This is a genomic window from Rhizobium anhuiense bv. trifolii (assembly GCF_024346605.1).
Lineage (GTDB): Bacteria > Pseudomonadota > Alphaproteobacteria > Rhizobiales > Rhizobiaceae > Rhizobium > Rhizobium anhuiense.
On the sequence record NZ_CP098803.1, the window covers coordinates 3,517,537 to 3,542,270 of the forward strand.

The window sequence follows — 24,734 nt, forward strand, 5'->3', positions numbered from 1 at the left end:
TTCACGAAAGTGGCGGAATGGTAGCGATCGGATTATCCGGCCTGAAACGCAGTCTTGTCGTTTCCACGATACTCTGCGGTGTGATGACGGGATGCACGAGCGTCGAATACACATCGCAGGCCGAACTGACTGCCGCCCAGACCGTGGTGCCGATGCCGAAACCCGGCGAAGATGAAACACTCGCCGCGATCCCGACAGCCGAAGGTGCTGCCGGTCAGGCGGTTGCCGGCGCCACCATTCCCCAGCCATCCCCCTCCCTGACTGCGACGGCGATGCCAACCGTAACAGCCTCTCAGTCTACCGACCTCGCCATGCAGGCAGGCATACAGCCTGCAGCCTATGCGCAGATCCCGCTGACGCCCGAGATGACGGCAATCCAGTCCGTCGTGCCGACGCCGCGTCCGGGAACGCCGGCACAGCCGACGACGCAGCTTGCCTTTGCCGCGACACCGCAGAACAGCGCGCTTGCAGCACTTGCCGCCGTCGACACCACGCCGCGTGCCAGCATGGACTACGGTTTCGACGAATCCGGGCCGATCGATCCGCCGACGGCACCCCCGATGTTCAGCGACGACGACAAAGACGACGCGCCGACAGTGGAGAAGAGCTTCGTCACCAAGCTCATCCAGAAATACTCGAAGATCTACGAAATTCCCGAGACGCTGCTCCACCGCATCGTCCATCGCGAGAGCCGCTACAATCCGAAGGCCTACAACAAGCGCGGCTATTTCGGCCTGATGCAGATCAAATACAACACCGCCAAATCAATGGGTTATGACGGCGCCCCGGGCGGGCTCTTCGATGCCGAAACCAACATCAAATATGCCGCCAAATATCTGCGTGGCGCCTGGCTCGTCTCCGACAGCAAGGAAGACGATGCCGTCCGCCTCTATGCGCGCGGCTATTATTACGACGCCAAGCGCAAGGGCATGACCGACATCGCCCAGGGTAATTACTGACATCGAGCATTGCTGAGACGGCGATCGCAGCCTATGGCTGCGGCTGCGCCTGTTGCTGCGACCCAGCCTGCTGTTGTGGCTCCCCCGCTTGCGGCAAGGCCGCCAGGATCTTCTTGAGAAGCACCTGCGGCTGATAGCCGAGCCAGCTCGGCGTCAGGCCGAGCCGGACGACGACCAGATTGGCGGAGGGCACGATCGCCATGCTCTGCCCGTCATGCCCCGTCAACCAAAAAACGTATCCTCCGGCAGTCCGAACGCCGCGCTTGAGCCGCCAGGAGCGAGCCAGGCCTGGCCCTGCGTATAACGTCCGTTCGAAGCCACCGTCGGAGTGCGCATGGCGCCGACGAACCCTTCCGGCAACAGTCGCCGGTCATTCCACACGCCGTCTTGCAGCAGGAACTGCCCGAAGCGCGCCCAGTCATGCGCCGTCGCATAGAGATAGGAGCTGCCGGCAAACGTGCCGCGCGCATCGAGTTCGAATACCGCACTCGTCATGCCGAGCGGCGAAAACAGCGCGTCGTGCGGATAGGAAAAGCCCGCCTGTGGATTGCCGACCCTGTCCATCCAGATGCGCGACAACAGCACGGCCGTGCCGCTCGAATAGCGGAAGCGCTGGCCGGGCGGCGCCTCCATCGGTGCATTGGCCGGCAGCGACACCATGTCTGGATCGAGATAGAGCATGCGCGTCACATCGGCGACATCGCCATAATCCTCGTTGAAGGCAAGGCCGCTCTCCATGCCGAGCAGGTCGGACACCTTGATCTTGGCGCGCGCATCCTTCTGCCACTGCGCCAGCAGTTCGTCGTCGTCGAAGGAGATTTTGCCGTCGAGCATCAGCCGGCCGAGAATCGCAGCGTTCACCGTCTTCGTCATCGACCAGCCGATCAGCGGAGTCTTCGCCGAGAAACCGGGGCCATAGGCTTCAGCGACGACGCGGCCATTGTGCACCACCACGATCGCCCGCATTGCCGGGCCGGCAATTCCGGGATCGGCAAGCAGTGCGGCAATCTTCCCGTCCGCCGGATTGCCGGTGCCCTCGCCCTCCGGCCACAAGGCGTCGCTCGTCTCCATTTTAACAGGCGCATCGAAGGGCACGGCCTTCGCCGCCGCCTCGAAATCGCCGTCCGGCACGCTCGTACAGCCGAAGGCGCCGCGATAGAGCGCATAACTTGGCGCAAACAGCCCCATGAAGCGCGCCGTCACCCGTTCCTTGTCGTGGTCAACGCTGACGCGTATCAGCCGCAGCAGCGGATTTCCGGGCGCCTGAACGTCGTCATGGAGCACATCCTCGGCGCCGCGACCGGCGATGAAGACGTTGGAGCAGACGATCTTGGCGGCGTAACCGTCACCGACACGCAGCAGTTCCGGCGGCTGAATAAAAAGCCAGCCGGCGGCGACGAAGACGACGAGAACGACAAGGAGAGCAAGCGCCTTCAGGATACGCAGGACAAATCGCATGGCATTCCTCCATGCCGGGAGAGAAGCAGGAATCGCAGGCGCCGAAAAGGGGCCAAAGCCAAGAAGGCCTGTCGTCCCGATCACTTTCCCAGGAGAGCCATCCCGGTCGGTCTTCCGAGCCGGTCGAAGTCTCCGAAGAACGGCGCCCCACAGCCCACGTCATCAAACTGTAGCAGAGGCGCGCTACACGCCCTGAACGCTAAAAAGGTGACAGACTCATGTCAGAATTTGCACCGGATGCCGGCTTCCGCAAGAACCGGAAACTCAAGGACGCCCTTCTCCGCCACAAGGCTTTTTCGAAGGACGGCTTTTCCGAACGTCTCTTCGGTCTTCTCTTCTCCGGCCTCGTCTACCCGCAGATCTGGGAGGATCCGGATCTCGACATGCAGGCGATGGAGCTGAAGCCCAACCATCGCATCGTCACCATCGGCTCCGGCGGCTGCAACATGCTCGCCTATCTCTCCAAGGCGCCGGCCTCGATCGACGTCGTCGACCTCAACCCGCACCATATCGCTCTGAACCGCCTGAAGCTTGCGGCCTTCAAACATCTTCCCGGCCACGCCGATCTCGTCCGCTTCCTGGCCATGCCGAACGAGAAGTCGAACAGCCGCGCCTATGACCAGCATCTCGCTGCCCGCCTCGATGAGGCGACCCGCAGCTACTGGAACGGCCGCAAATTCGGCCGTCGCCGCGTCACCGTCTTCGACCGCAACATCTACGAAACCGGCCTGCTCGGCCGCTTCATCGGCGCGGCCCATCTTCTTGCCCGCCTGCACGGCGTCAAGCTGCGCGAGATGACCAAGACCCGCTCGATCCGCGAGCAGCGCCAGTTCTTCGACGAGCAGATCGCGCCGCTGTTCGAAAAGCCGGTCGTGCGCTGGATTACCGGCCGCAAGAGCTCGCTCTTCGGCCTCGGCATTCCGCCGCAGCAATATGACGAACTCGCAAGCCTTGCCGCCGATCATTCGATCGCGCCGGTGCTGAAGCACCGCCTGGAAAAGCTCGCCTGTCATTTCCCGATGAGCGACAACTATTTCGCCTGGCAGGCCTTCGGCCGCCGCTACGGCACCGAAGAGGAAGGCCCGCTGCCGACCTATCTGAAGTCGGAGCACTATCAGGTGATCCGCGCCAATGTCGACCGCGTCAACGTCCACCACGCAAGCTTCACCGAGTTGCTCGCCCGCGAACCGGCCGCCTCGCGCGACCGCTATATCCTGCTCGACGCGCAGGACTGGATGACGGACGAGCAGTTGAACGACGTCTGGCGGGAGATCACTCGCACGGCGCGCGAAGGCGCCCGCGTGATCTTCCGCACCGCCGCTGAAAAAAGCATCATCGAAGGCCGCCTGGCGCCGATGATCCGCGACCAGTGGGATTATTTCGAGGAGAAGTCGCGTGAGTTGACGGCGCTCGATCGCTCGGCAATCTATGGTGGCTTCCACATTTACGGGAAGAAGGCGTGAGCAAGGTCGGCACTGAGACGGCAGCAAAGAGCGACGAACATGCCGGCCTGATGGATGGCATGTACCGCTATCAGCGCCATATCTACGACCTCACCCGCAAATATTACCTTCTCGGCCGCGACAGCACGATCCGCAAGCTCGACGTGCCGGAGGGCGGCACGCTGCTCGAAGTCGGCTGCGGCACCGGACGCAACATGGCCTTCGCCCATCGGCATTTCCCGACCGCCAAGCTGTTCGGCCTCGACATTTCTCAGGAAATGCTGATTTCGGCGCGCAAGACCTTCGCCACCAAGGCGACGATCCCGGACTTCCGCGTCGCCGACGCCACGGCGTTCACGCCGCGCGAATTCGGTGTCAGCGGCTTCGACCGCATCCTGATTTCCTATGCCCTGTCGATGATCCCCGACTGGGAGCGCGCCGTCGATGCAGCAATCGCCGCACTCAATCCCGGCGGCCAGTTGCACATCGTCGATTTCGGCCAGCAGGAAGGCCTGCCGGGCTGGTTCCGGCGCATGCTGCAGGCCTGGCTTGCGAAATTCCACGTCACTCCGCGGCCCGATTTGCGCGAGGTCCTGGAAGCGCAAGCCCATGAAAACAACGCGACATTGCTGTTCGATACCGTTGGCGGCGGTTATGCCTGGCGGGCGGCCATTATCAGCAAGCGCTGATAATTCGCTTGAAACTAACCGATTTTTTACGTTGATATGGTGAAAAGAGGGTTATTCCTCTGCCGACTCGTCTTTTTCGAAGGTCAGGCTGTGGGGCAAAGAGATCATTCGAGTTACGACGGGACGCCCATGCGCCGGCTTTTGTTTTGCGTTTTGCCCCTGGCTATCATGCTGGCCGGCTGCACCTCTTCCGGTTACGACTATCTCGAAACGGCTTCGATCAAGCCGAAGACGCGTTTCAAGGACACCGATCCGCAGGATTTCGGCCCGAAGCATCCGCAGCAGAACCAGATCCACGGCATCGACATCTCCAAATGGCAGGGCGATATCGATTGGGGCACGGTCAAGAATTCCGGCGTCGCCTTCGCCTTCATCAAGGCGACCGAAGGCAAGGACAGGGTCGATCCGCGCTTCGACGAATATTGGCGTGAGGCCCGCGCCGCCGGCATCCCGCACGCTCCCTATCATTTCTATTATTTCTGCTCTTCGGCCGATCAGCAGGCAGACTGGTTCATCCGCAACGTGCCGAAGGAGGCCATGCGCCTGCCGCCGGTGCTCGACGTCGAATGGAACGCCGAATCGAAGACCTGCCGCTACCGTCCCGATCCGGAAACCGTACGCGCCGAAATGCAGCGTTTCATGGACCGGCTGGAGGCCTATTACGGCAAACGCCCGATCATCTACACCTCGGTCGATTTCCACCGCGACAATCTCGCCGGCTACTTCCAGGATTATCATTTCTGGGTCCGTTCGGTGGCAAAACACCCTGAGGTGACCTATACAGACCGCCGCTGGGCCTTCTGGCAATATACCTCTACCGGCGTTATCCCCGGCATCAGCGGTCCCACAGATATCAATGTCTTTGCCGGCAGCGCAAAGAACTGGAACAACTGGGTCGCGGCCGTTTCCAAGGATAGAAATTCTTAGTAACGTCCTGCGATGTTTCTTGCTTCCGTCACATTCATCTGTGAAAGCGACGGCAATATTTTTGATATAAGGACCGTATCCATGCACCGCTCGCTCGCAAGCCGCTCTGCACTCGCCCTTCTGTTTGCCCTCGCCCTCGCAGGCGGCGCGGCGGCCCAGCAGGCCACGGACGCAGCCCCGGCAGCGCCCTGCGGCGGCGATCTCTCCGCCTTCCTCGAAGGTGTCAAGAAAGATGCGGTCGCAGCCGGCGCCAGCGCGGCGGCCGCCGACGAGGCTTTTGCCGGCGCCGAGATCGACCCCAAGGTGCTGAGCCGGGATCGCGCCCAGGGCGTCTTCAAGCAGACCTTCCTCGAATTCTCCCAGCGCACCGTCAGCCAGGGCCGCCTCGACATCGGCCGCCAGAAGATGAAGCAATATGCCGACGTCTTTGCCCGCGCCGAGCAGGAATTCGGCGTTCCACCGGGCGTCATCACCGCTTTCTGGGCGATGGAGACCGATTTCGGTGCCGTCCAAGGCGATTTCAACACCCGCAACGCCCTGGTGACGCTGGCGCATGACTGCCGCCGCCCGGAACTCTTTCGCCCGCAGCTGATCGCCCTGGTCGAGATGGTTCAACACGGCGACCTCGACCCCGCCACCAATACCGGCGCTTGGGCCGGCGAGATCGGCCAGGTGCAGATGCTGCCGCGCGACATCATCGCCTATGGCATGGACGGCGATGGTGATGGCCATATCCGCCTGAAGCAGAGCAGCCCGGACGCCATTCTGACGGCGGCCAAATTCATCCAGCATCTCGGCTTCGAGCGCGGCCAGCCCTGGCTGCAGGAAGTGACCCTGCCCGATAACCTGCCCTGGGAGAAATCCGGCCTCGGCGGCACGATGAAAGCGGGAGAATGGTTTGCGCTCGGCGTCAAGCCGCGTGACGGCAATACCGCCTTCGGCAACCTCGAAGGCGACCTCGTCCTGCCGCAGGGCCGCATGGGGCCGGCCTTCATCGCCTATCCGAATTTCAAAATCTATCTCGAATGGAACAAGTCGTTTATCTACACGACGTCTGCCGCCTATTTCGGCACGCGTCTTTCCGGCGCCGAGCCCTATCTCAAGGGCGTGCCGGAACAGGGGCTCGCCAGCGACCAGATGAAGGCGCTGCAGACCAAGCTGCAGTCGCTCGGCCATGATGTCGGCGAGATCGACGGCATCCTCGGCTCCGGCACGCGTGTCGCGATCCAGAAGGAACAGCAGCGCCTCGGCATGCCGGCCGACGGCTGGGCGACGCCTGCCCTTCTCAACGCCCTCTGATCCCCGCTGACACCTTGCCGCCCGTTTCGCAAGAAACGGGTGGCGCGATCCGCCTGCTGCGCTAAAGCTTCACGCCGAAAACCGGTGCCGGTTTTCGGCGAAACGAACGGCTTGCGGTGGAGGAACCGGCGTGGACAGCAGAATGAATGCCTGGACCTGGGGCCTGCTGGTCCTGCTCGGCCTGATCTGGGGCGCCTCCTTTTTCTTCGCCCGCATCGCCGTCCAGCACGTGCCGCCGCTGACCCTCGTCTTCCTCAGGCTGCTGCTGGCAGCGCTGGCGCTGCATGTCTATGTCGCCGGCCGTTTCGACCTCTATGCGATCCTGAAGGCCCGATGGCGCGAGTTCCTGATCCTCGGGCTCATCAACAATGCTCTGCCGCACGCGCTGATCTTCTTCGGCCAGACCCGCATCGGCGCCGGCCTTGCGGCGATCCTGAATGCGACGACGCCGATCTGGACCGTGCTCATCGCCAACCACTTCACCTCGGACGAGAAACTGTCCCCGGCAAAGATCGTCGGCTGCCTCGTCGGCCTCCTCGGCACGATCGTGCTGATCGGCCCCGGCATCTCGGCTGGTGGCGAAGCGCCGCTCTGGGCGCTGATGCTTCCCGTGCTTGCCGCCATCTCCTATGGCTTCGCCGCCACCTATGGCAAACGCTTCAGGGATGTTCCAGCCCCTGTCACCGCAGCCGGCCAGTTGACCGCGTCCTCGCTGATTGCACTGCCGCTGTCGCTGCTCACCGATCGCCCCTGGGCGCTGGCCGCACCGCCGCTTGAAGCGCTGCTTGCCATCCTGGCGCTGGCACTGCTGTCGACCGCCTTCGGCTATATCCTCTATTTCCGGATCATGGCGGCGGCCGGCGCCACCAATGCCTCGCTTGTCACCCTGCTGGTGCCGCCGAGCGCCATCTTGCTCGGCGTGCTTTTCCTTGGCGAAAGGCTTGAAGTTGGCGAACTTGCCGGTATGGCGCTGATCGGTTTCGGTCTCGTCATTCTCGACGGCCGCGCCTATCGCCTGCTGCTGAGAACCGCCTGAACCGGTTGCGAATTCCGCATGTTTTCAACCGGTTGCCGGTCCGCCATGTTTTTGGCGCATAAGTAAATCCGAAATCGCCTGATTTAACGGCATGTTAAAATCTGTGAACAAAAATTAATCGAAAATTATCGATTTATTTCAAAGGCTTACCGAAACTGCATTCGACTTATCCACTGATCCCTTCTGCAGCGCAGCATAAAATCCGCTTTCCAACCGACATATTTCAGACATATTATTGGCCGGTTAACGCGAGGAGACAGACATGGGACTCACGCAATCCTTGAATGTTCTGTTGGTCAGTGCAGCGTTTGCTTTCGTTTTGTCCATGCTCTTCATCTGAGCCGGCCGACGAAAGCGTAACGACTGATAGTGCCTAAACTCCCCAGTAGCTGATCAATCCGCCAACGAAAAAGCGCATGTCCCGCCCGACATGCGCTTTTACTTTTGAACATCCCGAAAGGATCAGGCGGCTGCGCCCGCACTTTTTGTTTCCCGGCGCGACAGGCCGAGATTGTCGAGCACGGCGGAAACCAGCGGCGCACGGTTCATCGTATAGAGATGGAAATCATGGATGCCACGCCGCACCAGATCCTCGATCTGCTCGGCAGCGACATCGGCTGCCACCTTCGCCCGCTCCTCGGGCTTGTCGTCGAAGCCGGCGAAGCGCTCGTCGAGAAAGGCGGGGATGATCGTGCCGCAGGCCCCGGCAAAACGCTTCAACTGCGTCAGGTTCTGGATCGGCATGATGCCGGGCACAACAGGGATCGAGATGCCGGCGCCGCGCACCCGCTCCAGGTAACGCTCGAAATTGTCGTTGTCGAAGAAGAACTGCGTCAGCGCCCGGTTGGCGCCATTGTCGGCCTTGCGCTTCAGCATGTCGATATCGGCGGCCGTATCGCGGCTTTCCGGGTGTTTTTCCGGATAGGCGGAGACCGAAATCTCGAAATCGCCGATTTCCCTCAGGCCGGCGACCAGCTCCGCCGCATTGGCGTAACCGCCGGGATGCGGCTGGTAGGGCGCGCCGGCGCCGCCGGGCGCATCGCCGCGCAGCGCCACAAAATGCGTCACGCCGACTTTGCGGAAGGTGTCGACCACCTGATGCGTCTCCTCCTTCGTCGCGCCGACGCAGGTGAGATGAGAGGCGGTGGCAAACGGCGTCTGCGACAGGAAACGCGTGACGGTCGACAGCGTCGGCGCCTTGGTGGTGCCGCCGGCGCCGTAGGTCACCGACACGAAATCCGCGTCCCAATCCTGCAACTGGCTGACGGTATGCCAGAGCTGCCCTTCCATCTCTTCCGATTTCGGCGGGAAGAATTCGAACGAGATCCTGATGTTGCGGCCGCGTGCTTCGTTTTTCAAAGCCATGTCATACCCTCCCGGCAAATGTAGGTTCGGCGCCTTCGTTCGTCTGCGAAGCCATGAGACGCCTCGGATCGCGCGCGAGCCAGACGGTGACCGTCAAGCCCTGCCCGCTTTGCTGACCCGGATGAAGATCGACGGCCTGCTCGACGTCGAGCCCGGCCTTGCGCAGCCAGTCGGACATCGTCTGGTGCGAAAAGCCGAGACGGACATGCGCATGCTCGTCGCGGAGATATTCGAGCGTGTGCGGCGCCAGGTCGATGACCACCAGCCGGCCGCCCGGCCGAAGCATGCGCGCCGCTTCCGCGATGGCAATTTCCGGCTGATCGAAGAAATGCAGCACCTGGTGAATCGTCACCAGGTCGAAATCCTGCCCCTCGAACGGCAGGTTCAGGATATCGGCATGGCGCACGGTGGCCTTGGTGATGCGGGACTTGTCGAGATTGGCGCGCGCCACGCTCAGCATGTCGCGGCTGGCATCGACACCGATGGCGCGGCGGTAAAGCCCGGACAGCAGTTCGAGGATGCGGCCGGTGCCGGTGCCGAGATCGAGCAGCGAATCGATCGGCTGGTTGCCGAGCAGCCGGATGACGGCGGCGTCGACTTCCTCATCGGCGGCATGCAGGCGGCGAAGCTCGTCCCATTCGGCCGCGTTGCGACTGAAATAGGCCTGCGCCCGCTCGGCCCGCTGGCGCTTGACCTGCGACAGCCGCTCGCCGTCGCGAAGGATGGTCGGATCGTTCTCGGAGACATGCTTCAGCAGCGCCCGCACCAGCAAGGCCGCCTTGCCGTCCTGCTTGAGACGGAAATAGGCCCAGGCACCCTCCTGGTATCGTTCGATCAGTTCGGCCTCGCCGAGCAGCTTCAGGTGACGGGAGATGCGCGGTTGGGATTGGCCGAGAATTTCGGTAAGATCGGTCACCGTCAGATCGCCAGCGTCAAGAAGCGCCAGAAGACGCAGGCGCGTGGGTTCGCCGGCCGCCTTCAAGACGTCCACCAGCGCATCCAGTCCAAGCTTCAGGGGTTCGCTCATCTTCGATCCAATCAAGATATAAAGATATCTTTATGTGATTTGAAATGCCGTGGCAAGCGACAATTCGCACTCTCCGCGAAATTGCCTGCTCAAATTGCGACAGAGATCGACATGAAAAAGCCCCGGCCGAACCGGGGCTTTCGCAAGGAAAAAAGATGGATCAGCGCGTCAGGCGCTTATGGGCCTGGCTGCCCGGGTTGAGGGCATCGGGACCAAGGCGGCGCACCTTGTCCTGTTCATAATCTTCGAAGTTGCCTTCGAACCATTCGACATGGCCATCGCCTTCGAAAGCGAGAATATGCGTCGCCAGACGGTCGAGGAACATGCGATCGTGGCTGATGATGATGGCGCAGCCGGCGAAATTCTCCAGCGCGTTTTCCAACGCACCCAGCGTTTCGGTATCGAGGTCGTTGGTCGGTTCGTCGAGCAGCAGAACGTTGCCGCCGGCCTTCAGCATCTTGGCGAGGTGAACGCGGTTGCGCTGACCACCGGAGAGATTGCCGACCTTCTGCTGCTGATCGCCACCCTTGAAGTTGAACGCGCCGCAATAGGCGCGGGAGTTCATGTCGAACTTGCCGAGCTTGATGATTTCGGCGCCACCGGAGATTTCCTCCCAGACCGTCTTGTCGGCCGCGAGCGCGTCGCGGCTCTGGTCGACATAGCCGAGATGCACGGTCTCGCCGATGCGGATCGAGCCGCCATCCGGCTTTTCCTGGCCGGTGATCATCCTGAACAGCGTCGTCTTGCCGGCGCCGTTCGGGCCGATGATGCCGACGATGCCGCCCGGCGGCAGCTTGATCGACAGGTCATTGATCAGCGTCCGGCCCTCGAAGCCCTTGGTGATGCCTTCCATCTCGATGACCACCTGGCCGAGGCGCTCGCTGACCGGGATGATGATCTGTGCATCGCCGGGACGCTGTTTTTCGGCGGCATCCACCAGCTGCTCGTAGGACTTGATACGCGCCTTGGACTTGGCCTGGCGGGCCTTCGGGCTGGAAGCGATCCATTCCTGCTCGCGGCTGATCGCCTTCTGGCGCGATGCTTCTTCGCGATTTTCCTGCAGCATGCGCTTAGCTTTCGCCTGCAGATAGGCCGAGTAGTTGCCTTCGTAGGGAATGCCGCGGCCACGGTCGAGTTCGAGGATCCAGCCGGTGACGTTGTCCAGGAAGTAGCGATCGTGGGTAATCATCATCACGGCGCCCGGATAGTCGCGCAGATGCTTTTCGAGCCAGGCGATGGTTTCGGCGTCGAGATGGTTGGTCGGTTCGTCGAGCAGCAGCAGATCCGGCTGCGACAGCAGCAGGCGGCAGAGCGCGACGCGGCGGCGCTCACCACCGGAAAGGCTGGTGACATCGGAATCGCGCGGCGGGCAGCGCAGCGCTTCCATCGCCATTTCGACCTGGCTTTCCAGGTCCCAGAGGTTCTGGCTGTCGATGACGTCCTGAAGCTTGGCGCCCTCTTCCGCCGTCTCGTCGGAATAGTTCATCATCAATTCATTGTAGCGATCCACGATCGCCGTCTTCGAGGCAACGCCCTCCATGACGTTCTCGAACACCGTCTTGTTGGGATCGAGGTGCGGCTCCTGCTCGAGGTAGCCGACCGTCGCACCTTCGGCGAGCCAGGCTTCGCCGGTATACTCCTTGTCCTGGCCCGCGATGATGCGCAACACGGTGGATTTACCCGCGCCGTTCGGTCCGAGGATACCGATCTTGGCATCGGGGTAGAAAGAAAGATGGATGTTCTCCAGGATCTTCTTGTTGCCATAGGCCTTGTTGAGGCCGGACATATGATAGATGAACTGACGTGCCATACTGCGCTGCTCCGGGCGGGAAACTTCGATTGTGCCGCTATGTAGGCGAAACAGCGCCTGCGGGCAACGCCGAAACCCGGTTTACTCCGGATTTCCGGTCAAAAGCCCGCAGCGTCGACCACACCTTCGTCGCAGCCGAACGAGGTTTTTCCCGCGCCCTGGATCAGATCGGCAAGCCCGGCACTTTTCGCGGATGCCGCCCCGGCGGCTTCCGAAAGCCCGATCGTCAGCTCGCTGATCATCCGGATATTGCCGGCCCGCCGGCAGCTCATCTTGACGCGGTCGCCGGCGCCAGGCCCGAAGCTCTTGTCGAAAGCCGCCTTGATCGCGTCGGCCTTGACAGGCTTGCCGATATTGGCGGCGAAGAGCTCGCGCACCGCCGAGGCATTGAGCGCGCCGACCAGATGCACGCCGACGCCGAAATAGTCGTCCGCGCTCATTTTCGTGCAGGTGCCGTGCTTCGTCCATTCATGCCGTTCCAGGCCGGATTGCGTGCCGGGCATCGCTTTTGCCAGCGCCGTCTTCGTCTCGGCCGAAAGCACGACCTCCGGCAATGTGTTCCAGTTGCCATCCTTATCGGCGGCCTTCTGGTCGGCGCTGACACCGCAATAATCCTGGCGCATCGGCCAGAGCCCGTGCAACGAGAAGTTCGTCGCGTCATGGCGCTCCACGGCCTGGGTCGCGCATTCGGCCTTTTTCTGGTTCGTCTGGCAGAAGGCGGGCTGCCAGCTCGCCGCCAGAATGAAACGGGTGCGCCCACCGCCCTCCTGGGCCGTAGCGGCGCCGGAAACAACCATCGACAAGGCAAACGCCAGGGTACGCAATTGCATGCTGCTCATTTCAACCCCCAAAAGAACAATACGGGAACAAATAAGCACGAAGCTCAAACGGGCGCAACCCTGAATCGCAGCAACGGCGTATTTTGTTATCGGATAAACCAAACCCCCATGTTGCTTTTATCAGGCAATCTGGTCTGTTGCCGCAGGGAGGATCCATATGTTTGCTGAAACGCAGAAGCTCGCCGTAGTGGGGGCGTCGCTGGCTTATCACCATGCTGAAGCTACTGGTCCGGCCCGCGGCATCCTGTTGATATCGCATGGCCTCGCCGAACATTCGAAACGCTATCGCGCCTTTGCCGAGACGATGGCGGCGCGCCGCTATCATGTCTATGCCCATGATCACCGCGGCCACGGCGAAACGACGGCGCCCGATGCGCCGATCGGCCGCTTCGCCCGACGAGGTGGCGTCGAAAGGGTGATCGGCGACCTCATCGCCATGCGCGGCCATGCGGCATCCCGCCATCCCGGCCTGCCGATCATCCTCTTCGGCCATTCGATGGGCGGCCTCATCGCCCTCAATGCAGCCGTCACCGCTCCGGCCGACTTCGACGCCGTCGCCGTCTGGAATTCGAATTTCGCCGTCGGCCTCGCCGGCCGCGCCGCCCAGGCGATCCTGCTGGCCGAGCGCATGCTGAAGGGCTCCGACGTGCCGAGCGGCCTGCTGCCGAAGCTCACCTTCGGCGCCTGGGGCAAATCCATTCCCGGCCGCCGCACCGAGTTCGACTGGCTGTCGCACAGACCCGATGAAGTCGACAAATATGTCGCCGATCCGCTTTGCGGCTTCGACGCCTCGGTCTCTCTCTGGCTCGATCTCTTCGAGCTGACCTTCCGCGGACCGCAGAAAATCCATCTCGACCGGCTGCCGCGCGATATGCCGGTTCATCTGGTCGGCGGCGGAGAAGACCCGGCGACGGAGCGGGGAAAAGCCGTGCTCTGGCTGTCAAACCATTTGAAAGGCCTGGGCTTCTCCCGTATCAGCACTCAGATATATCAGGACTTGCGACACGAGACGCTGAATGAGATCGGCGCGGATGCGGCGATCGCAGCTTTCGCCGACTGGTGCGACGAGGTGGTCGCAAGATCCTGAGCGACCAATATGCTGGTACGGGGATTTCATCATGAGCAGCACCTCCGCCCGCCCCGTTTCGTCCGCCTCCGACGTGACGACGGGGCTTGCGCTGATGGTTCTTTCGGTGATGGTCTCGCCGCTCATCGATATCTTCGCCAAGCTTGCCATCACCACCGTGCCATCCGGGGAGATCACCGCCGGCCGTTTCGTCGTCCAGGCGCTCTGCATGCTGCCGCTTGTGATATGGCGGCGCAGCTTCGCCGATTTCTCCTGGCGCCAGAGCCTCTTCCATGCCATCCGCGGCGCGATCATCACCATCTCGATGATCTCCTTCGTCACCACGCTGAAATATATGGCGGTCGCCGACGCGATCGCGATCTTCTTCGTCGAGCCGATCATGGTGACGATCCTCGGCGGCATCTTCCTGAAGGAGACGATTGGCTGGCGACGTTATACCGCCTGCGGCGTCGGCTTCTTCGGGGCGATGCTGATCATTCAGCCAAGTTTCGAAGAGGTCGGCTACATCGCGCTTCTGCCTGTCGTCAGCGCGCTCTGCATCGCCATCTTCGTACTGATGACCCGCGCCCTCTCGCGCAGGGAAGACCCCTGGTCGATGCAGTTCCAGATGAGCATCTGGGGCCTGCTCTTCTGTGTCCTCCTGCTTTTCCTCGGTCAGGGAACCGGTTCCGACCTCTTCGATCCCGTCATGCCGGAAGGCCGCGCCTGGTTCTATGTCGCCGGCGTCGGCGCCATGGCCGCAATCACCGGCATCGTCGGCGTCTACGCCTATCGCGCAGCACCGGCCTCGACGCTAGCGCCGCTGCAATATTTCGAGATCGTCTCGGCGACGATCTTCGCCTGGCTGGTCTTCGGCGACTTTCCGGATGCCGTCAAATGGCTCGGCATTGCCATCATCGTGGCATCGGGCATCTACATCCTCTGGCGCGAGCGCCGCTTTGCTTCAAAGCCTGTATCCGATACATCTGAGGTGACGATGGCGCCGTAGACATTGCCGGGAGGAACATGACAGAGACCGTGACGAAGAAGCCGCCGCTTGCCGGAATCCGGGTGATCGAGCTTGCCCGCGTGCTCGCCGGCCCTTGGGCGGGACAGATGCTCGCCGATCTCGGCGCCGACGTTATCAAGGTCGAAAATCCCGAGGGCGGCGACGACACGCGCCAATGGGGGCCGCCCTTCGTCGAGGGCGCCGATGGCGAGAACCTCTCGGCCGCCTATTACCACGCCGCCAATCGCGGCAAGCGCTCCGTCACCGCCGACCTGAAAAGCCCCGAAGGCCAGGATCTCGTCCGCCGCCTCGTTTCCACCGCCGATGTGTTGATCGAGAATTTCAAGCTCGGCGGCCTCGTCAAATACGGGCTCGATTACGACAGCCTGCGCAAGATCAACCCGAAGCTCGTCTATTGTTCGATCACCGGCTTCGGCCAGACCGGCCCCTATGCCAGCCTCGCCGGCTATGACTACATCGTCCAGGGCATGTCGGGCTTCATGTCGATCACCGGCGAACCGGGCGGCCAGCCGATGAAGGCGGGTGTCGCCATCGCCGATATCTTCACCGGCATCTATGCCGTCTCGGCAATCGAAGCCGCCCTGATCCATGCCCTCAAATCGGGCGAAGGCCAATTGATCGACATGGCCCTGCTCGATGTGCAATCGGCCGTGCTCGCCAATCAGAACATGAATTACCTCGTCTCCGGCGCCGCACCGACCCGCCTTGGCAATGCCCATCCCAATATCTCGCCCTATGAGGTCGTGCCGACGGCGGACGGTTATCTCATCCTCGCGGTCGGCAATGACGGCCAGTTCCGTCGCCTCTGCACCCTCCTCGGCCTGGAGACCGTGGCCTGCGACGAGCGTTTCGCCACCAACAAGGCTCGGGTCGGCAATCGCGGCGAGGTGCGCCGCCTCATCTCCACCGAAACGCTGAAATGGCAGAAGGCGGATCTCTTGAAGGCCTGCGAGGAGAATGCCGTTCCATCAGGCGCAATCAACACGATCGAGGAAATGTTCGCCGATCCGCAGGTGCAGGCCCGCGGCCTGCGCATCGATCTTGCGGACGCCGCCGGCACCGTGATCCCCGGAGTGAGGACGCCTGTCGTGCTGTCGGAGACGCCGCTGCGTTATGACAGGCCGAGCCCGCGCCTCGGCGAACACCAGGCGGAAATTCTGGCGGAACTCGCTGAGCGTGATGGGGAGAGATCATCATGAAGAAGGCATTGTCATGAAGAAGACCGGCGGAGAACTGATCGTCGAGGCGCTGAAGGCGAATGGCGTCAAGCGGCTTTCCTGCGTTCCCGGCGAGAGCTTCCTCGCCGTTCTCGATGCGCTGCGTGACAGCGATATCGACGTTCTCGTCTGCCGCCAGGAGGGGGGCGCGGCGATGATGGCGGATTGCTGGGGCAGGCTGACCGGCGAACCCGGCATCTGCATGGTGACTCGCGGCCCCGGCGCCACCAACGCTTCCGCCGGCCTGCACATCGCCAAGCAGGACTCGATCCCGATGATCTTGTTCATCGGCCAGGTGCAGCGGGAAGCACGCGAGCGCGAGGCCTTCCAGGAGGTCGAGTTCCGCCGCGCCTTCACCGAATTCGCCAAGTGGGTGGGCGAGATCGACGATGCCGCCCGTATTCCCGAATTCGTCACCCGCGCCTTTGCGGTCGCCACCTCCGGCCGTCCCGGCCCGGTCGTGCTGACGCTGCCGGAAGACATGCTGCGCGACGAGGTCGAGGCACCCCGCGCCAGGCACTATGCCAATGTCGAGGCCCATCCCGGCCGCCGGCAGATCGACGATTTCTATATAAGGCTGCTGAAGGCCGAGCGGCCGATGGTGATCCTTGGCGGCACGCGCTGGGATGCCGATGCCGTCGCCGATTTTCAGAGCTTCGCCGAGCGTTTCCAGCTCCCCGTCGGCTGCTCCTTCCGCCGGCAGATGCTGTTCGATCACCTCCATCCCTCTTATGCCGGCGATGTCGGCATCGGCATCAATCCGGCATTGGCAAAGGAGATTAAGGAGAGCGACCTGCTGATCCTCCTCGGCGGCCGCATGTCGGAAATGCCGTCCTCGTCCTATACGCTGATCGATATCCCCTACCCCCAGCAATCGCTGGTGCACATCCATCCCGACGCTTCCGAGCTTGGCCGCATCTACCGCCCGGATCTTGCCATCTGCGCCGCGCCGGCCGATTTCATCGCAGCACTCGCCGACCTGGAAGCGCCGGCCGAACCGCACTGGACCGAGCGCACCGCGCGCCTGCACCAGGCCTATCTCACCTGGTCGACCCCGCCGGCGACCGGGCCAGGTGCCGTCCACATGGGGCCGATCATGGAATGGCTGGAGGCCAATACGAAGCCGGAGACGATTTTCACCAATGGTGCGGGCAACTACGCCACCTGGGTGCACCGCTTCCATCGTTTCCGGCGCTTCAACACTCAAGCCGCCCCCACCTCCGGCTCGATGGGGTACGGCCTGCCGGCCGCCGTTGCCGCCAAGCGTCTCTTTCCCGAGCGCGAGGTCATCTGCTTTGCCGGCGACGGCTGCTTCCTGATGCACGGCCAGGAATTCGCCACCGCCATCCGCCACGATCTGCCGATCATCGCGGTGGTCGTCAACAACGGCATCTACGGCACCATCCGCATGCACCAGGAGCGTGAATATCCGGGTCGTGTCAGCAGCACCGATCTGACCAATCCCGACTTCGCAGCCCTTGCCCGCGCCTATGGCGGCCATGGCGAGACGGTGGAAAGGACGGACGAATTCGCCCCGGCCTTCGAGCGGGCGCGCGCCAGCGGCAAACCCTCGATCATCGAAGTCAAGCTCGATCCTGAGGCGATCACGCCGACGCGTACGCTCTCGGAAATCGCGCAAACAAAAAGCCGGTGAGAAAACTCACCGGCCTTGAAGGATAGGGACGCTGCGACTTCAGTCGATGGCCGCCGTGACGATGAACTCGACCTTGTATTTCGGCGCAGCGAGCTTGGCTTCGCTGGTGGCGCGGGCCGGCGGATTGGCAGGATCGATCCAGCCTTCCCAGACGGCGTTCATCTCGGCGAAATCGGCGATGTCGGCAAGGTAGATGATCGTCTGCAGGATTTTCGACTTGTTGCTGCCTGATGCAGCCAGCAGGCGGTCGACTTCGGCAAGCGAGGACTTGCACTGATCGGTGACGCTTTCGCCCTCGCCGACCTGGCCCGCGAGATAGACCGTGTTGCCGTGAATGACGGCGCCGCTCATGCGCGCGCCGACGTCGATACGCTTAATGCTCATCATAGTCTCCTGAGTGAATGGAAGGTGGCGGCGCTGAAGGTCAGCGCCGGAAAATCTGCGCCCGGGAATGGGGCTCAGTTACGGATATGGTGGGTCTTCTGGTAAATCGCCGTCGAGCGTGCGCCGGAACGGCAATAGCCCAACATCGGCCGCGGGAATTCGTCGAGCGCGTCGACCATGCCCTGCACGGCTTCTTCGGTCACGCCCATCGGCCCGACAGGCACATGGGCGATCTCGAGGCCGATCTCCTTGGCGCGCGCCTCGATGACGGAAAACGACGTCTGGTCGGGACTTTCGTGGTCGGGACGGTGGCAGACGATCGATTTGAACCCCAGCGCCTTGATCTCGTCGAGTTCCTCGAGCGTGATCTGGCCCGAAACCGAATATTCATCGTCGATCTGGCGAATATCCATCGTCTTGTCTCCTCAAAAATCGTGGGGTGAAGGTCTACGACGGAGGTCTGCCAGCGTCAACAACACTTCGCTCACAGAAAGGTAAAGGTCAGCGCATAGCTGCGGCTCTCGCCTGGCGCCAGCATGTTGAACTCACCGGCTGCCTCGAGCTCGTCGCGCAGCACCCAGCGATGCGACACCGGCTCGATGCCGATGATATGGGCCGGCGGCTTCTGGTTCCGCCAGACCTGAAGATAGGGCAGCGTGTCGGCGCGGAAACGCACGCTGAGCGTCCTGCCGCCGATTGCGGCGATCGGCCCGAGGCGGACCTCCGCGAAACCTTCCTCCACCGCCGGCGCCGCGACGCAGAAGATGCCGCCCGGCTCCTCGCCGAATGCCCAGGGGAAACCACCATTCTCCAGCATCCGGCCTTCGAGCCGCGTGCCGTCGTCCAGCCATTTGCCGCCAACGTTCATGTGATACATCAGGAAGGTCGGCACCGTCCGATCGCTGGTATTGACGACCCGGTCCTCGAGCAGCACCTCGCCCGTCGCCCCGTCGATCCGCCACAGCCGTTCGATGCGCTGCGGCAGTCCTTCGACAGTGGTGATGTCGATATCGGCGCGACATTCGGCATTGCCGTTCTCGAATTTCGTCCACAGCACCTTTGCCGCATGGCCAGAGGCCGATCCGTGCAGCGGATAGACTTTGCCGTCGCCGCGGTCGGGAATCGGCTGACGGTGGCGGATGTGATCCGGCCCGCAGGTAAAGAGGAAGCCTTCGAGCGAGTGATCGATTCGCGGATCGCCGTCGTCGGGAATGGCGCGTTTCGGCGCGATATCGACGCCGTCGACGATGCATCCGCCGATATCGAGCACCGATGTTTCGTCCAGCATCAGGCGCGGCCCGCTTGCGGCGGCAAATTCGATCATCACGGTCTCCTTGAGGAATTATCGGCCCGTAGCGTTAGGTTTCACGCCTCCATTCGTCAATCGCCGCCGCTCTCATCTTGTGTTTTTGCAGCAACCGTGGATTTTGCGGAACGGACACAAGGGCGCAAACGTTTATGAGTAAAAGGAAATCTTAGTGATTTTCATATTTTGTTCAGTACGCTTTCATAAATTCCACACTAGCGTCAAAATTCGCAGGTGTGTGTCTGCCAGTCACTGTTCGAGGTGTGAGACGTGAATCGCTTTTTGAAGTCGGCATTTTCGCTTGCGGCCGTGCTGGCAGCCATTGCGGCTGCAGCGCCGGAAGCAGGCGCGCAGCAATTCCGCGACCGCCGCCAGAGCGATGTCGTGCTCGTGACGCCGAGCGGCGAAATCCTCGATTATGTCCCGCGCGGCTATATCTACGCCCGCGACCGCAGCGGCAATCGTGTGTTGATCGACGACTACGGCAACGTCGTTGCCACCGAGATGCGCGCCCGCGGCTATTATCCGCCGCGACCCGGCCCGCGCGAAGTCTATAACGACCAGGGCGGCAACGACCCCTATTATTCCGACAACAATCCCTATGGCGATACGCGTTATTCCGAGCGCGGCGCCGTGACCGGCGGCGTTCCACGCGATGCCGCGATCGAACGGCAGCCGCTCGACGACCAGCCCTATCCTGATGACAACAGCATCGGCAATCCGCAGCCCGGCGACGACTACGCCTCGATCGACCCCGACCAGCAGATCCCGCCTGCCGATCAGCCGAAGGCCGCACCCGAAGAGCCCGTCATCACGCTGAAGAACAAGTCGAAGCCGGAGATCGTCGCGCTGCAGGTCTTCCTCGATCGCGCCGGCATCTCCCCCGGCGTCATCGACGGCCATATGGGCTCGAACGTCACCAAGGGCATCTATGCCTATGACCAGATGACCGGGTCGAAGCTCGATCCCAACGACACCGATGCCATTCTCGAAGAGCTGCGCTTGAACGGCGGCCTGCCCGTCGTCAGCTACACGATCACGCCGGCCGATGCCGCCGGTCCCTTCGTCGCCCAGATCCCGGAAGATTATTCGCAGAAGGCGCTGCTGCCGTCGCTTGCCTATACCTCGACCACCGAAATGCTGGCCGAGCGCTTCCATATGGATGAAGCCTTCCTCAAGGAGATGAACCCCGGCGCCGATTTCAGCGTTCCAGGCACGGTGATCAAGGTCGTCAATCCCGGCGAGCCGAAGACCGGTGAAGTCGCTCGCATCATCGCCGACAAGGGCCGCAAGCAGGTCTTCGCCTATGACGGCGCCGGCAATCTCCTCGCCGCCTATCCGGCATCGATCGGCTCCACCGACACTCCCTCTCCGTCGGGCTTGGTAAATGTCGAGCGTGTCGCCCTCAATCCCGGTTACACCTATAATCCGAAGATCAATTTCCAACAGGGCGCAAACGACAAGATCCTCAACATCCCGCCCGGCCCGAACGGCCCCGTCGGCACCGTCTGGATGGCGCTTTCCAAGCCCACCTACGGCATCCACGGCACGCCCGAGCCTTCGAAGATCGGCCGCACCCAGAGCCACGGCTGCATCCGACTGACCAACTGGGATGCCACCGAGCTGGCCAAGATGGTCAAGCCGGGCGTCACGGTCGAATTCGTCGATTGAGCCGCTTCATTTCGCTGATAGAAAAGGCCGCCGGATCGCTCCGGCGGCCTTTTCGTTTCATCACGGGGAAATCAGGCCGCCGAGCGGACCAGCGGGTTTCCCATGCGGGCGGAGGCGGTCAGCCTGACCGGCAGCTTGCGCATCATTTCCTCGGCAAAACAGGTGGCGTTTTCACGCGCCTTGTCGAGATTGCTGACGCGCGTGGGGTCGATCGTGTGCAGCGTGCCGCCACAGTCGAAGATGTCGCGGAAGGCGGAGCGTTCGATAATTGCGGTGTCCAGCACCGGCACATGCCGTTCGCTGAGTAGCGACTTGACGAGTTGCAGCGCCCGCGTCGTCACCATCGAGTTGACGCGGGTGAGCACCACCGAATGGCCGATCTTGATGCCGGCCTTCTCGTCCAGATATTGCAGCAGCTCGAGCACCTGCGCGCCGCCGCGTGCATCCATCGCACAGCCCTGGATCGGGATCAGCACATGGTCGGAAAGGCCGACGGCTGTCGCAAGCAGCGGATTGCGCGCACCCGGCAGGTCGACGATGAAATAGTCGGTATTGTGCTTGTTCTCGCTGATATGCTGCGGCAGCGAGGCGGTGGTCACGAAATCGATCACCGAAAGATTGGGAACATGACCCGATATTTCGTGCCAGCGCGAAATCCAGTGCTGCGGATCGGCGTCGAGAATGGTGACGCGATAGCCTTTGCGGGCAAGCTCGGTGGCGAGCAGGAGAACAGCGGTCGTCTTGCCGGCGCCGCCCTTGGTATTTGCGAATGTGATGACAGGCATGTTCGGTCCTCGGAAGGAGATGGTGCGAGCCGGAATCGCTCTTTTACGCACCCTCGGGAGCATCGTGCGGTTAATCCATCCTTTCTAATCATGGTTAACAAATTCCAAACACGCGCGGCGAAATTGCAGCCGGTATTTTTCACATCCCTAAAATTGGGGATGCCGCCGGAATGAAAAAAGGCCGGAAAACCAAGGTTTTCCGGCCAGTCAGTTGGTCCGCTCGTATTGTCAGAAGCAGTCCTTGAACAGAGTTTTGGTATTTTCGAGCGTCATTGCGACCGGGTTGCCGCCGGCGCTCGGATCTTCGATCGCCATGGCCGACAATTCATCGATACGATCAGGCGCGATTCCCATCGCCGACAGCGTCTCCGGCACCCCGAGTTCGGAGCGGAGCTTCAGCACATAGTCGTAAAAGCCGTCGAAACCGCCCGAAATGCCGAGATAGGCGGCGGCGCGGCCGATCTTCTCCTCGATCGCCTTGCGATTGAAGCGCAGCACTGCCGGCATCACGACTGCATTGGTCATGCCGTGATGGGTGTTGTAGACGGCGCCGATCGGGTGCGACAGCGCGTGGATGGCGCCGAGCCCCTTCTGGAAGGCAACCGCGCCCATGGCGGCCGCAGACATCATATTGGCACGGGCTTCGAGGTCTGTGCCTTCCCTATAGGCGCGCGGCAGGAACTCCTTGACGAGCCGCATGCCTTCGAGCGCGATGCCGGCCGACATCGGGTGATAGAAGGGCGAGGAATAAGCCTCCAGGCAATGGGCAAAGGCGTCCATGCCCGTGCCGGCCGTGATGATCTTCGGCATGCCGACCGTCAGTTCCGGATCGGAGATGACGACGCCAGGCAGGAACTTCGGATGGAAGATGATCTTCTTCACATGGGTTTCGGAATTGGTGATGACGCTGGCACGCCCGACTTCCGAACCGGTGCCGGCCGTTGTCGGCACCGCGACGATCGGGGCGATGCCCTCGAGGCTCGCACGCGTCCACCAGTCGCCAATATCTTCGAAGTCCCAGACCGGCCGCGTCTGACCGGCCATGAAGGCGACGCACTTGCCGAGATCGAGGCCGGAGCCGCCGCCGAAGGCGACAACACCGTCATGTCCGCCGTCCTTGAAAGCCTTGACGCCGGCGTCGAGGTTCTTCTCATTGGGGTTCGGATCGACATCGGCGAAGATCGCCCGGCCGAGACCGGCATCTTCGAGGATATCGAGCGCAGTCTTGGTGATCGCCATCGAGGCGAGGCCGCGGTCGGTGACGAGCAGTGGCTTCTTGATGCCGAGGCTCTTGCAGGCGTCGGCCAGTTCCGTGATGCGGCCCCGGCCGAGCTTGACCGATGTCGGATAGCTCCAGTTTGCGGTGATGTTGCTGCTCATGCTGTGACCTTCTTCAGATGGAAAGATTTCGGACGCGTCAGATTTTGGAAGCCGATGATCGACAGCGAGCCACCGCGGCCGGTCTCCTTGACGCCGGTCCAGCAAAGCGCCGGGTCGAGATAATCCGCGCGGTTCATGAAAACGGTGCCGGTTTCGATTTCGCGGCCGAGCCGCGCTGCCCGCTCGACATCCCTGGTCCAGAGCGAGGCCGTCAGCCCGTACTGGCTGTCGTTCATTAAAGCGAGTGCCTCCTCGTCGCTCTTCACCTTCATGATGCCGACTGCCGGACCGAACGTCTCTTCGCGCATGAAGGCCATGGAGTGGTCGACATTGACGAGGATCTGCGGTGCGAGATAGGCGCCGCCGTCATCCTGAGGGAAAAGCTTGGAATCGACAAGCGCCTTGGCGCCCTTGGAAACCGCGTCAGCAATCTGCTCGCGCACCACCTTGGCGAAGCGCTTATTTGCCATCGGCCCGAGCGACGTATCGGGATCGAGCGGATTGCCGAGCTTGTAGTTCGACACCCAGGCAACCGATTTCTCGACGAAAGCGTCATAGAGCGATTCATGCACATAGATACGCTCGATGCCGCAGCAGCACTGGCCGGAATTGTAGGTCGCGCCGTCCATCAGTGTATCGACGGCCGCCTCGAGATCGGCGTCTTCCATGACATAACCCGGATCCTTGCCGCCGAGTTCGAGACCGAGGCCGGTGAAGGTGCCGGCGGCGGCCCGCTCCATCGACCGCCCGCCTTCGACCGATCCGGTGAAATTGACGAAATTGAAGCTGCCGGCGGCAATTAGCGCCGATGTGGTCTCATGGTCGAGAAAGACGTTCTGGAACACATCCTCGGGAACGCCGGCCTCGATGAAAGCCTGCACCAGCCGTTCACCGACAAGAAGCGTCTGCGAGGCATGTTTCAGCACCACGGTATTGCCGGCCATCAACGCCGGCGCGATCGTGTTGATCGCCGTCATATAGGGATAGTTCCATGGCGCGACGACGAAGACGACGCCATGTGCTTCGCGCTCGATGCGGCGCTCGAAACGCTCGCTCTCCTCGACCACGAGAGGCGCCAGCGCATCCGCCGCGATGGAGGCGACATAATTGGAGCGCTCGTTAAAGCCTTTGTATTCGCCGCCATACTTGACCGGCCGGCCCATCTGCCAGGCAAGCTCCGGGACGACGACATCAGACATCTCATTCAGCCGCGCAGCACCCTTCAGCACCAGCTGCACGCGCTCTTCGAGCGGCCGTTTCGCCCAGGCTTTCTGCGCCTTGCGGGCGCGCGCCACCACATCCTTGGCGGCATCGAGAGAAAGTGCGGCGCGTTCGGCATAGACCGACCCGTCAACCGGTGAAATGCATTGGATCATTGCCATGATCGATT

Annotated in this window: 21 protein-coding genes and 1 pseudogene; 11 read left to right on the forward strand and 11 right to left on the reverse strand. The window is 62.1% G+C overall.

The window, feature by feature from the left end; all coding sequences use genetic code 11:
• Nucleotides 1-17: 17 nt before the first annotated feature.
• Nucleotides 18-959 (forward strand): lytic transglycosylase domain-containing protein, encoded by a 942-nt coding sequence (locus NE851_RS26100; protein ID WP_063474582.1) that lies wholly within the window; start codon nt 18-20, stop codon nt 957-959.
• 31 nt (nt 960-990) lie between these two features.
• Here NE851_RS26100 and NE851_RS26105 read toward each other — a convergent pair.
• A pseudogene (locus NE851_RS26105) lies at nt 991-2,417 on the reverse strand (serine hydrolase domain-containing protein).
• 218 nt (nt 2,418-2,635) lie between these two features.
• Between NE851_RS26105 and NE851_RS26110 the strand changes: the two are divergent.
• The 5 genes from NE851_RS26110 to NE851_RS26130 all read left to right on the forward strand — a co-directional run bounded on the left by NE851_RS26110 (nt 2,636) and on the right by NE851_RS26130 (nt 7,810).
• The gene (locus NE851_RS26110; protein WP_029867946.1) at nt 2,636-3,880 is read left to right on the forward strand and encodes a BtaA family protein; all 1,245 of its coding nucleotides are present in this window, start codon (nt 2,636-2,638) and stop codon (nt 3,878-3,880) included.
• The gene (locus NE851_RS26115; protein WP_029867945.1) at nt 3,877-4,548 is read left to right on the forward strand and encodes a class I SAM-dependent methyltransferase; all 672 of its coding nucleotides are present in this window, start codon (nt 3,877-3,879) and stop codon (nt 4,546-4,548) included. Before NE851_RS26110 ends, NE851_RS26115 begins: the two co-directional genes overlap by 4 nt.
• Nucleotides 4,549-4,677: 129 nt before the next feature.
• The gene (locus NE851_RS26120; RefSeq protein WP_047610975.1) at nt 4,678-5,475 is read left to right on the forward strand and encodes a glycoside hydrolase family 25 protein; all 798 of its coding nucleotides are present in this window, start codon (nt 4,678-4,680) and stop codon (nt 5,473-5,475) included.
• An 81-nt stretch (nt 5,476-5,556) separates the two neighbouring features.
• Nucleotides 5,557-6,774 (forward strand): lytic murein transglycosylase, encoded by a 1,218-nt coding sequence (locus tag NE851_RS26125; RefSeq protein ID WP_028756316.1) that lies wholly within the window; start codon nt 5,557-5,559, stop codon nt 6,772-6,774.
• 130 nt (nt 6,775-6,904) lie between these two features.
• Complete coding sequence (locus NE851_RS26130; protein ID WP_097542138.1) at nt 6,905-7,810, forward strand: DMT family transporter; 906 nt, start codon at nt 6,905-6,907, stop codon at nt 7,808-7,810.
• 462 nt (nt 7,811-8,272) lie between these two features.
• Here the strand turns inward: NE851_RS26130 and metF are convergent, their stop codons facing one another.
• From metF to NE851_RS26150, 4 genes are all read right to left on the reverse strand, one after another.
• Nucleotides 8,273-9,175 carry a methylenetetrahydrofolate reductase [NAD(P)H] gene (gene metF / locus NE851_RS26135; RefSeq protein WP_097542137.1) on the reverse strand — a complete coding sequence of 301 codons (903 nt, stop codon included), beginning with the start codon at nt 9,173-9,175 and terminating at the stop codon, nt 8,273-8,275.
• Nucleotide 9,176: 1 nt separating this feature from the next.
• The gene (locus NE851_RS26140) at nt 9,177-10,202 is read right to left on the reverse strand and encodes an ArsR/SmtB family transcription factor (protein ID WP_029867944.1); all 1,026 of its coding nucleotides are present in this window, start codon (nt 10,200-10,202) and stop codon (nt 9,177-9,179) included.
• 160 nt (nt 10,203-10,362) lie between these two features.
• On the reverse strand, nt 10,363-12,012 hold the full coding sequence (gene ettA / locus NE851_RS26145; protein ID WP_028755828.1) for an energy-dependent translational throttle protein EttA: 1,650 nt from the start codon (nt 12,010-12,012) through the stop codon (nt 10,363-10,365).
• 98 nt (nt 12,013-12,110) lie between these two features.
• A complete protein-coding gene (locus NE851_RS26150; RefSeq protein ID WP_028755827.1) occupies nt 12,111-12,851 on the reverse strand; it encodes a ribonuclease T2 family protein in 741 nt (246 codons plus the stop codon).
• Between the two features lie 157 nt (nt 12,852-13,008).
• Between NE851_RS26150 and NE851_RS26155 the strand changes: the two genes are divergently transcribed.
• The 4 genes from NE851_RS26155 to NE851_RS26170 are packed head-to-tail and all read left to right on the forward strand — an operon-like array spanning nt 13,009 to nt 17,818.
• Nucleotides 13,009-13,938, forward strand: a complete 930-nt coding sequence (locus NE851_RS26155) for an alpha/beta fold hydrolase (RefSeq protein WP_028755826.1) — start codon at nt 13,009-13,011, stop codon at nt 13,936-13,938.
• A 31-nt stretch (nt 13,939-13,969) separates the two neighbouring features.
• On the forward strand, nt 13,970-14,926 hold the full coding sequence (locus tag NE851_RS26160) for a DMT family transporter (protein ID WP_028755825.1): 957 nt from the start codon (nt 13,970-13,972) through the stop codon (nt 14,924-14,926).
• Between the two features lie 17 nt (nt 14,927-14,943).
• The gene (gene caiB / locus NE851_RS26165) at nt 14,944-16,146 is read left to right on the forward strand and encodes a succinate--glutarate CoA-transferase (protein ID WP_097542134.1); all 1,203 of its coding nucleotides are present in this window, start codon (nt 14,944-14,946) and stop codon (nt 16,144-16,146) included.
• A 13-nt stretch (nt 16,147-16,159) separates the two neighbouring features.
• Entirely contained in the window at nt 16,160-17,818 is a 1,659-nt protein-coding gene (locus NE851_RS26170) for a thiamine pyrophosphate-binding protein (RefSeq protein ID WP_254958754.1), read from the forward strand.
• 39 nt (nt 17,819-17,857) lie between these two features.
• Here the strand turns inward: NE851_RS26170 and NE851_RS26175 are convergent, their stop codons facing one another.
• From NE851_RS26175 to NE851_RS26185, 3 genes are all read right to left on the reverse strand, one after another.
• A complete protein-coding gene (locus NE851_RS26175; protein WP_028755822.1) occupies nt 17,858-18,202 on the reverse strand; it encodes a RidA family protein in 345 nt (114 codons plus the stop codon).
• 74 nt (nt 18,203-18,276) lie between these two features.
• A complete protein-coding gene (locus NE851_RS26180) occupies nt 18,277-18,615 on the reverse strand; it encodes a protein tyrosine phosphatase family protein (protein ID WP_047610991.1) in 339 nt (112 codons plus the stop codon).
• A 71-nt stretch (nt 18,616-18,686) separates the two neighbouring features.
• The gene (locus tag NE851_RS26185) at nt 18,687-19,526 is read right to left on the reverse strand and encodes an aldose 1-epimerase family protein (protein ID WP_127430209.1); all 840 of its coding nucleotides are present in this window, start codon (nt 19,524-19,526) and stop codon (nt 18,687-18,689) included.
• A gap of 252 nt (nt 19,527-19,778) precedes the next feature.
• Between NE851_RS26185 and NE851_RS26190 the strand changes: the two genes are divergently transcribed.
• Entirely contained in the window at nt 19,779-21,179 is a 1,401-nt protein-coding gene (locus NE851_RS26190) for a L,D-transpeptidase (protein ID WP_029867942.1), read from the forward strand.
• 71 nt (nt 21,180-21,250) lie between these two features.
• On the opposite strand, the gene NE851_RS26195 is transcribed toward NE851_RS26190, so the two are convergent.
• From NE851_RS26195 to NE851_RS26205, 3 genes are all read right to left on the reverse strand, one after another.
• Nucleotides 21,251-21,964: an AAA family ATPase gene (locus NE851_RS26195; RefSeq protein WP_028755818.1), complete on the reverse strand. Its 714-nt coding sequence runs from the start codon at nt 21,962-21,964 to the stop codon at nt 21,251-21,253.
• 228 nt (nt 21,965-22,192) lie between these two features.
• Nucleotides 22,193-23,344: an iron-containing alcohol dehydrogenase gene (locus tag NE851_RS26200; RefSeq protein WP_029867941.1), complete on the reverse strand. Its 1,152-nt coding sequence runs from the start codon at nt 23,342-23,344 to the stop codon at nt 22,193-22,195.
• A complete protein-coding gene (locus NE851_RS26205) occupies nt 23,341-24,726 on the reverse strand; it encodes an aldehyde dehydrogenase family protein (RefSeq protein ID WP_097630467.1) in 1,386 nt (461 codons plus the stop codon). Before NE851_RS26205 ends, NE851_RS26200 begins: the two co-directional genes overlap by 4 nt.
• Nucleotides 24,727-24,734: the final 8 nt, after the last annotated feature.

Coding starts and splice junctions, on each gene's coding strand:
- NE851_RS26100 (WP_063474582.1), top strand. CDS start 18: ATGGTAGCGATCGGATTATCCGGCCTGAAACGCAGTCTTGTCGTTTCC.
- NE851_RS26110 (WP_029867946.1), top strand. CDS start 2,636: ATGTCAGAATTTGCACCGGATGCCGGCTTCCGCAAGAACCGGAAACTC.
- NE851_RS26120 (WP_047610975.1), top strand. CDS start 4,678: ATGCGCCGGCTTTTGTTTTGCGTTTTGCCCCTGGCTATCATGCTGGCC.
- NE851_RS26125 (WP_028756316.1), top strand. CDS start 5,557: ATGCACCGCTCGCTCGCAAGCCGCTCTGCACTCGCCCTTCTGTTTGCC.
- metF (WP_097542137.1), bottom strand. CDS start 9,175: ATGGCTTTGAAAAACGAAGCACGCGGCCGCAACATCAGGATCTCGTTC.
- NE851_RS26140 (WP_029867944.1), bottom strand. CDS start 10,202: ATGAGCGAACCCCTGAAGCTTGGACTGGATGCGCTGGTGGACGTCTTG.
- ettA (WP_028755828.1), bottom strand. CDS start 12,012: ATGGCACGTCAGTTCATCTATCATATGTCCGGCCTCAACAAGGCCTAT.
- NE851_RS26150 (WP_028755827.1), bottom strand. CDS start 12,851: ATGAGCAGCATGCAATTGCGTACCCTGGCGTTTGCCTTGTCGATGGTT.
- NE851_RS26155 (WP_028755826.1), top strand. CDS start 13,009: ATGTTTGCTGAAACGCAGAAGCTCGCCGTAGTGGGGGCGTCGCTGGCT.
- NE851_RS26160 (WP_028755825.1), top strand. CDS start 13,970: ATGAGCAGCACCTCCGCCCGCCCCGTTTCGTCCGCCTCCGACGTGACG.
- caiB (WP_097542134.1), top strand. CDS start 14,944: ATGACAGAGACCGTGACGAAGAAGCCGCCGCTTGCCGGAATCCGGGTG.
- NE851_RS26170 (WP_254958754.1), top strand. CDS start 16,160: ATGAAGAAGACCGGCGGAGAACTGATCGTCGAGGCGCTGAAGGCGAAT.
- NE851_RS26175 (WP_028755822.1), bottom strand. CDS start 18,202: ATGAGCATTAAGCGTATCGACGTCGGCGCGCGCATGAGCGGCGCCGTC.
- NE851_RS26180 (WP_047610991.1), bottom strand. CDS start 18,615: ATGGATATTCGCCAGATCGACGATGAATATTCGGTTTCGGGCCAGATC.
- NE851_RS26185 (WP_127430209.1), bottom strand. CDS start 19,526: ATGATCGAATTTGCCGCCGCAAGCGGGCCGCGCCTGATGCTGGACGAA.
- NE851_RS26195 (WP_028755818.1), bottom strand. CDS start 21,964: ATGCCTGTCATCACATTCGCAAATACCAAGGGCGGCGCCGGCAAGACG.
- NE851_RS26200 (WP_029867941.1), bottom strand. CDS start 23,344: ATGAGCAGCAACATCACCGCAAACTGGAGCTATCCGACATCGGTCAAG.
- NE851_RS26205 (WP_097630467.1), bottom strand. CDS start 24,726: ATGGCAATGATCCAATGCATTTCACCGGTTGACGGGTCGGTCTATGCC.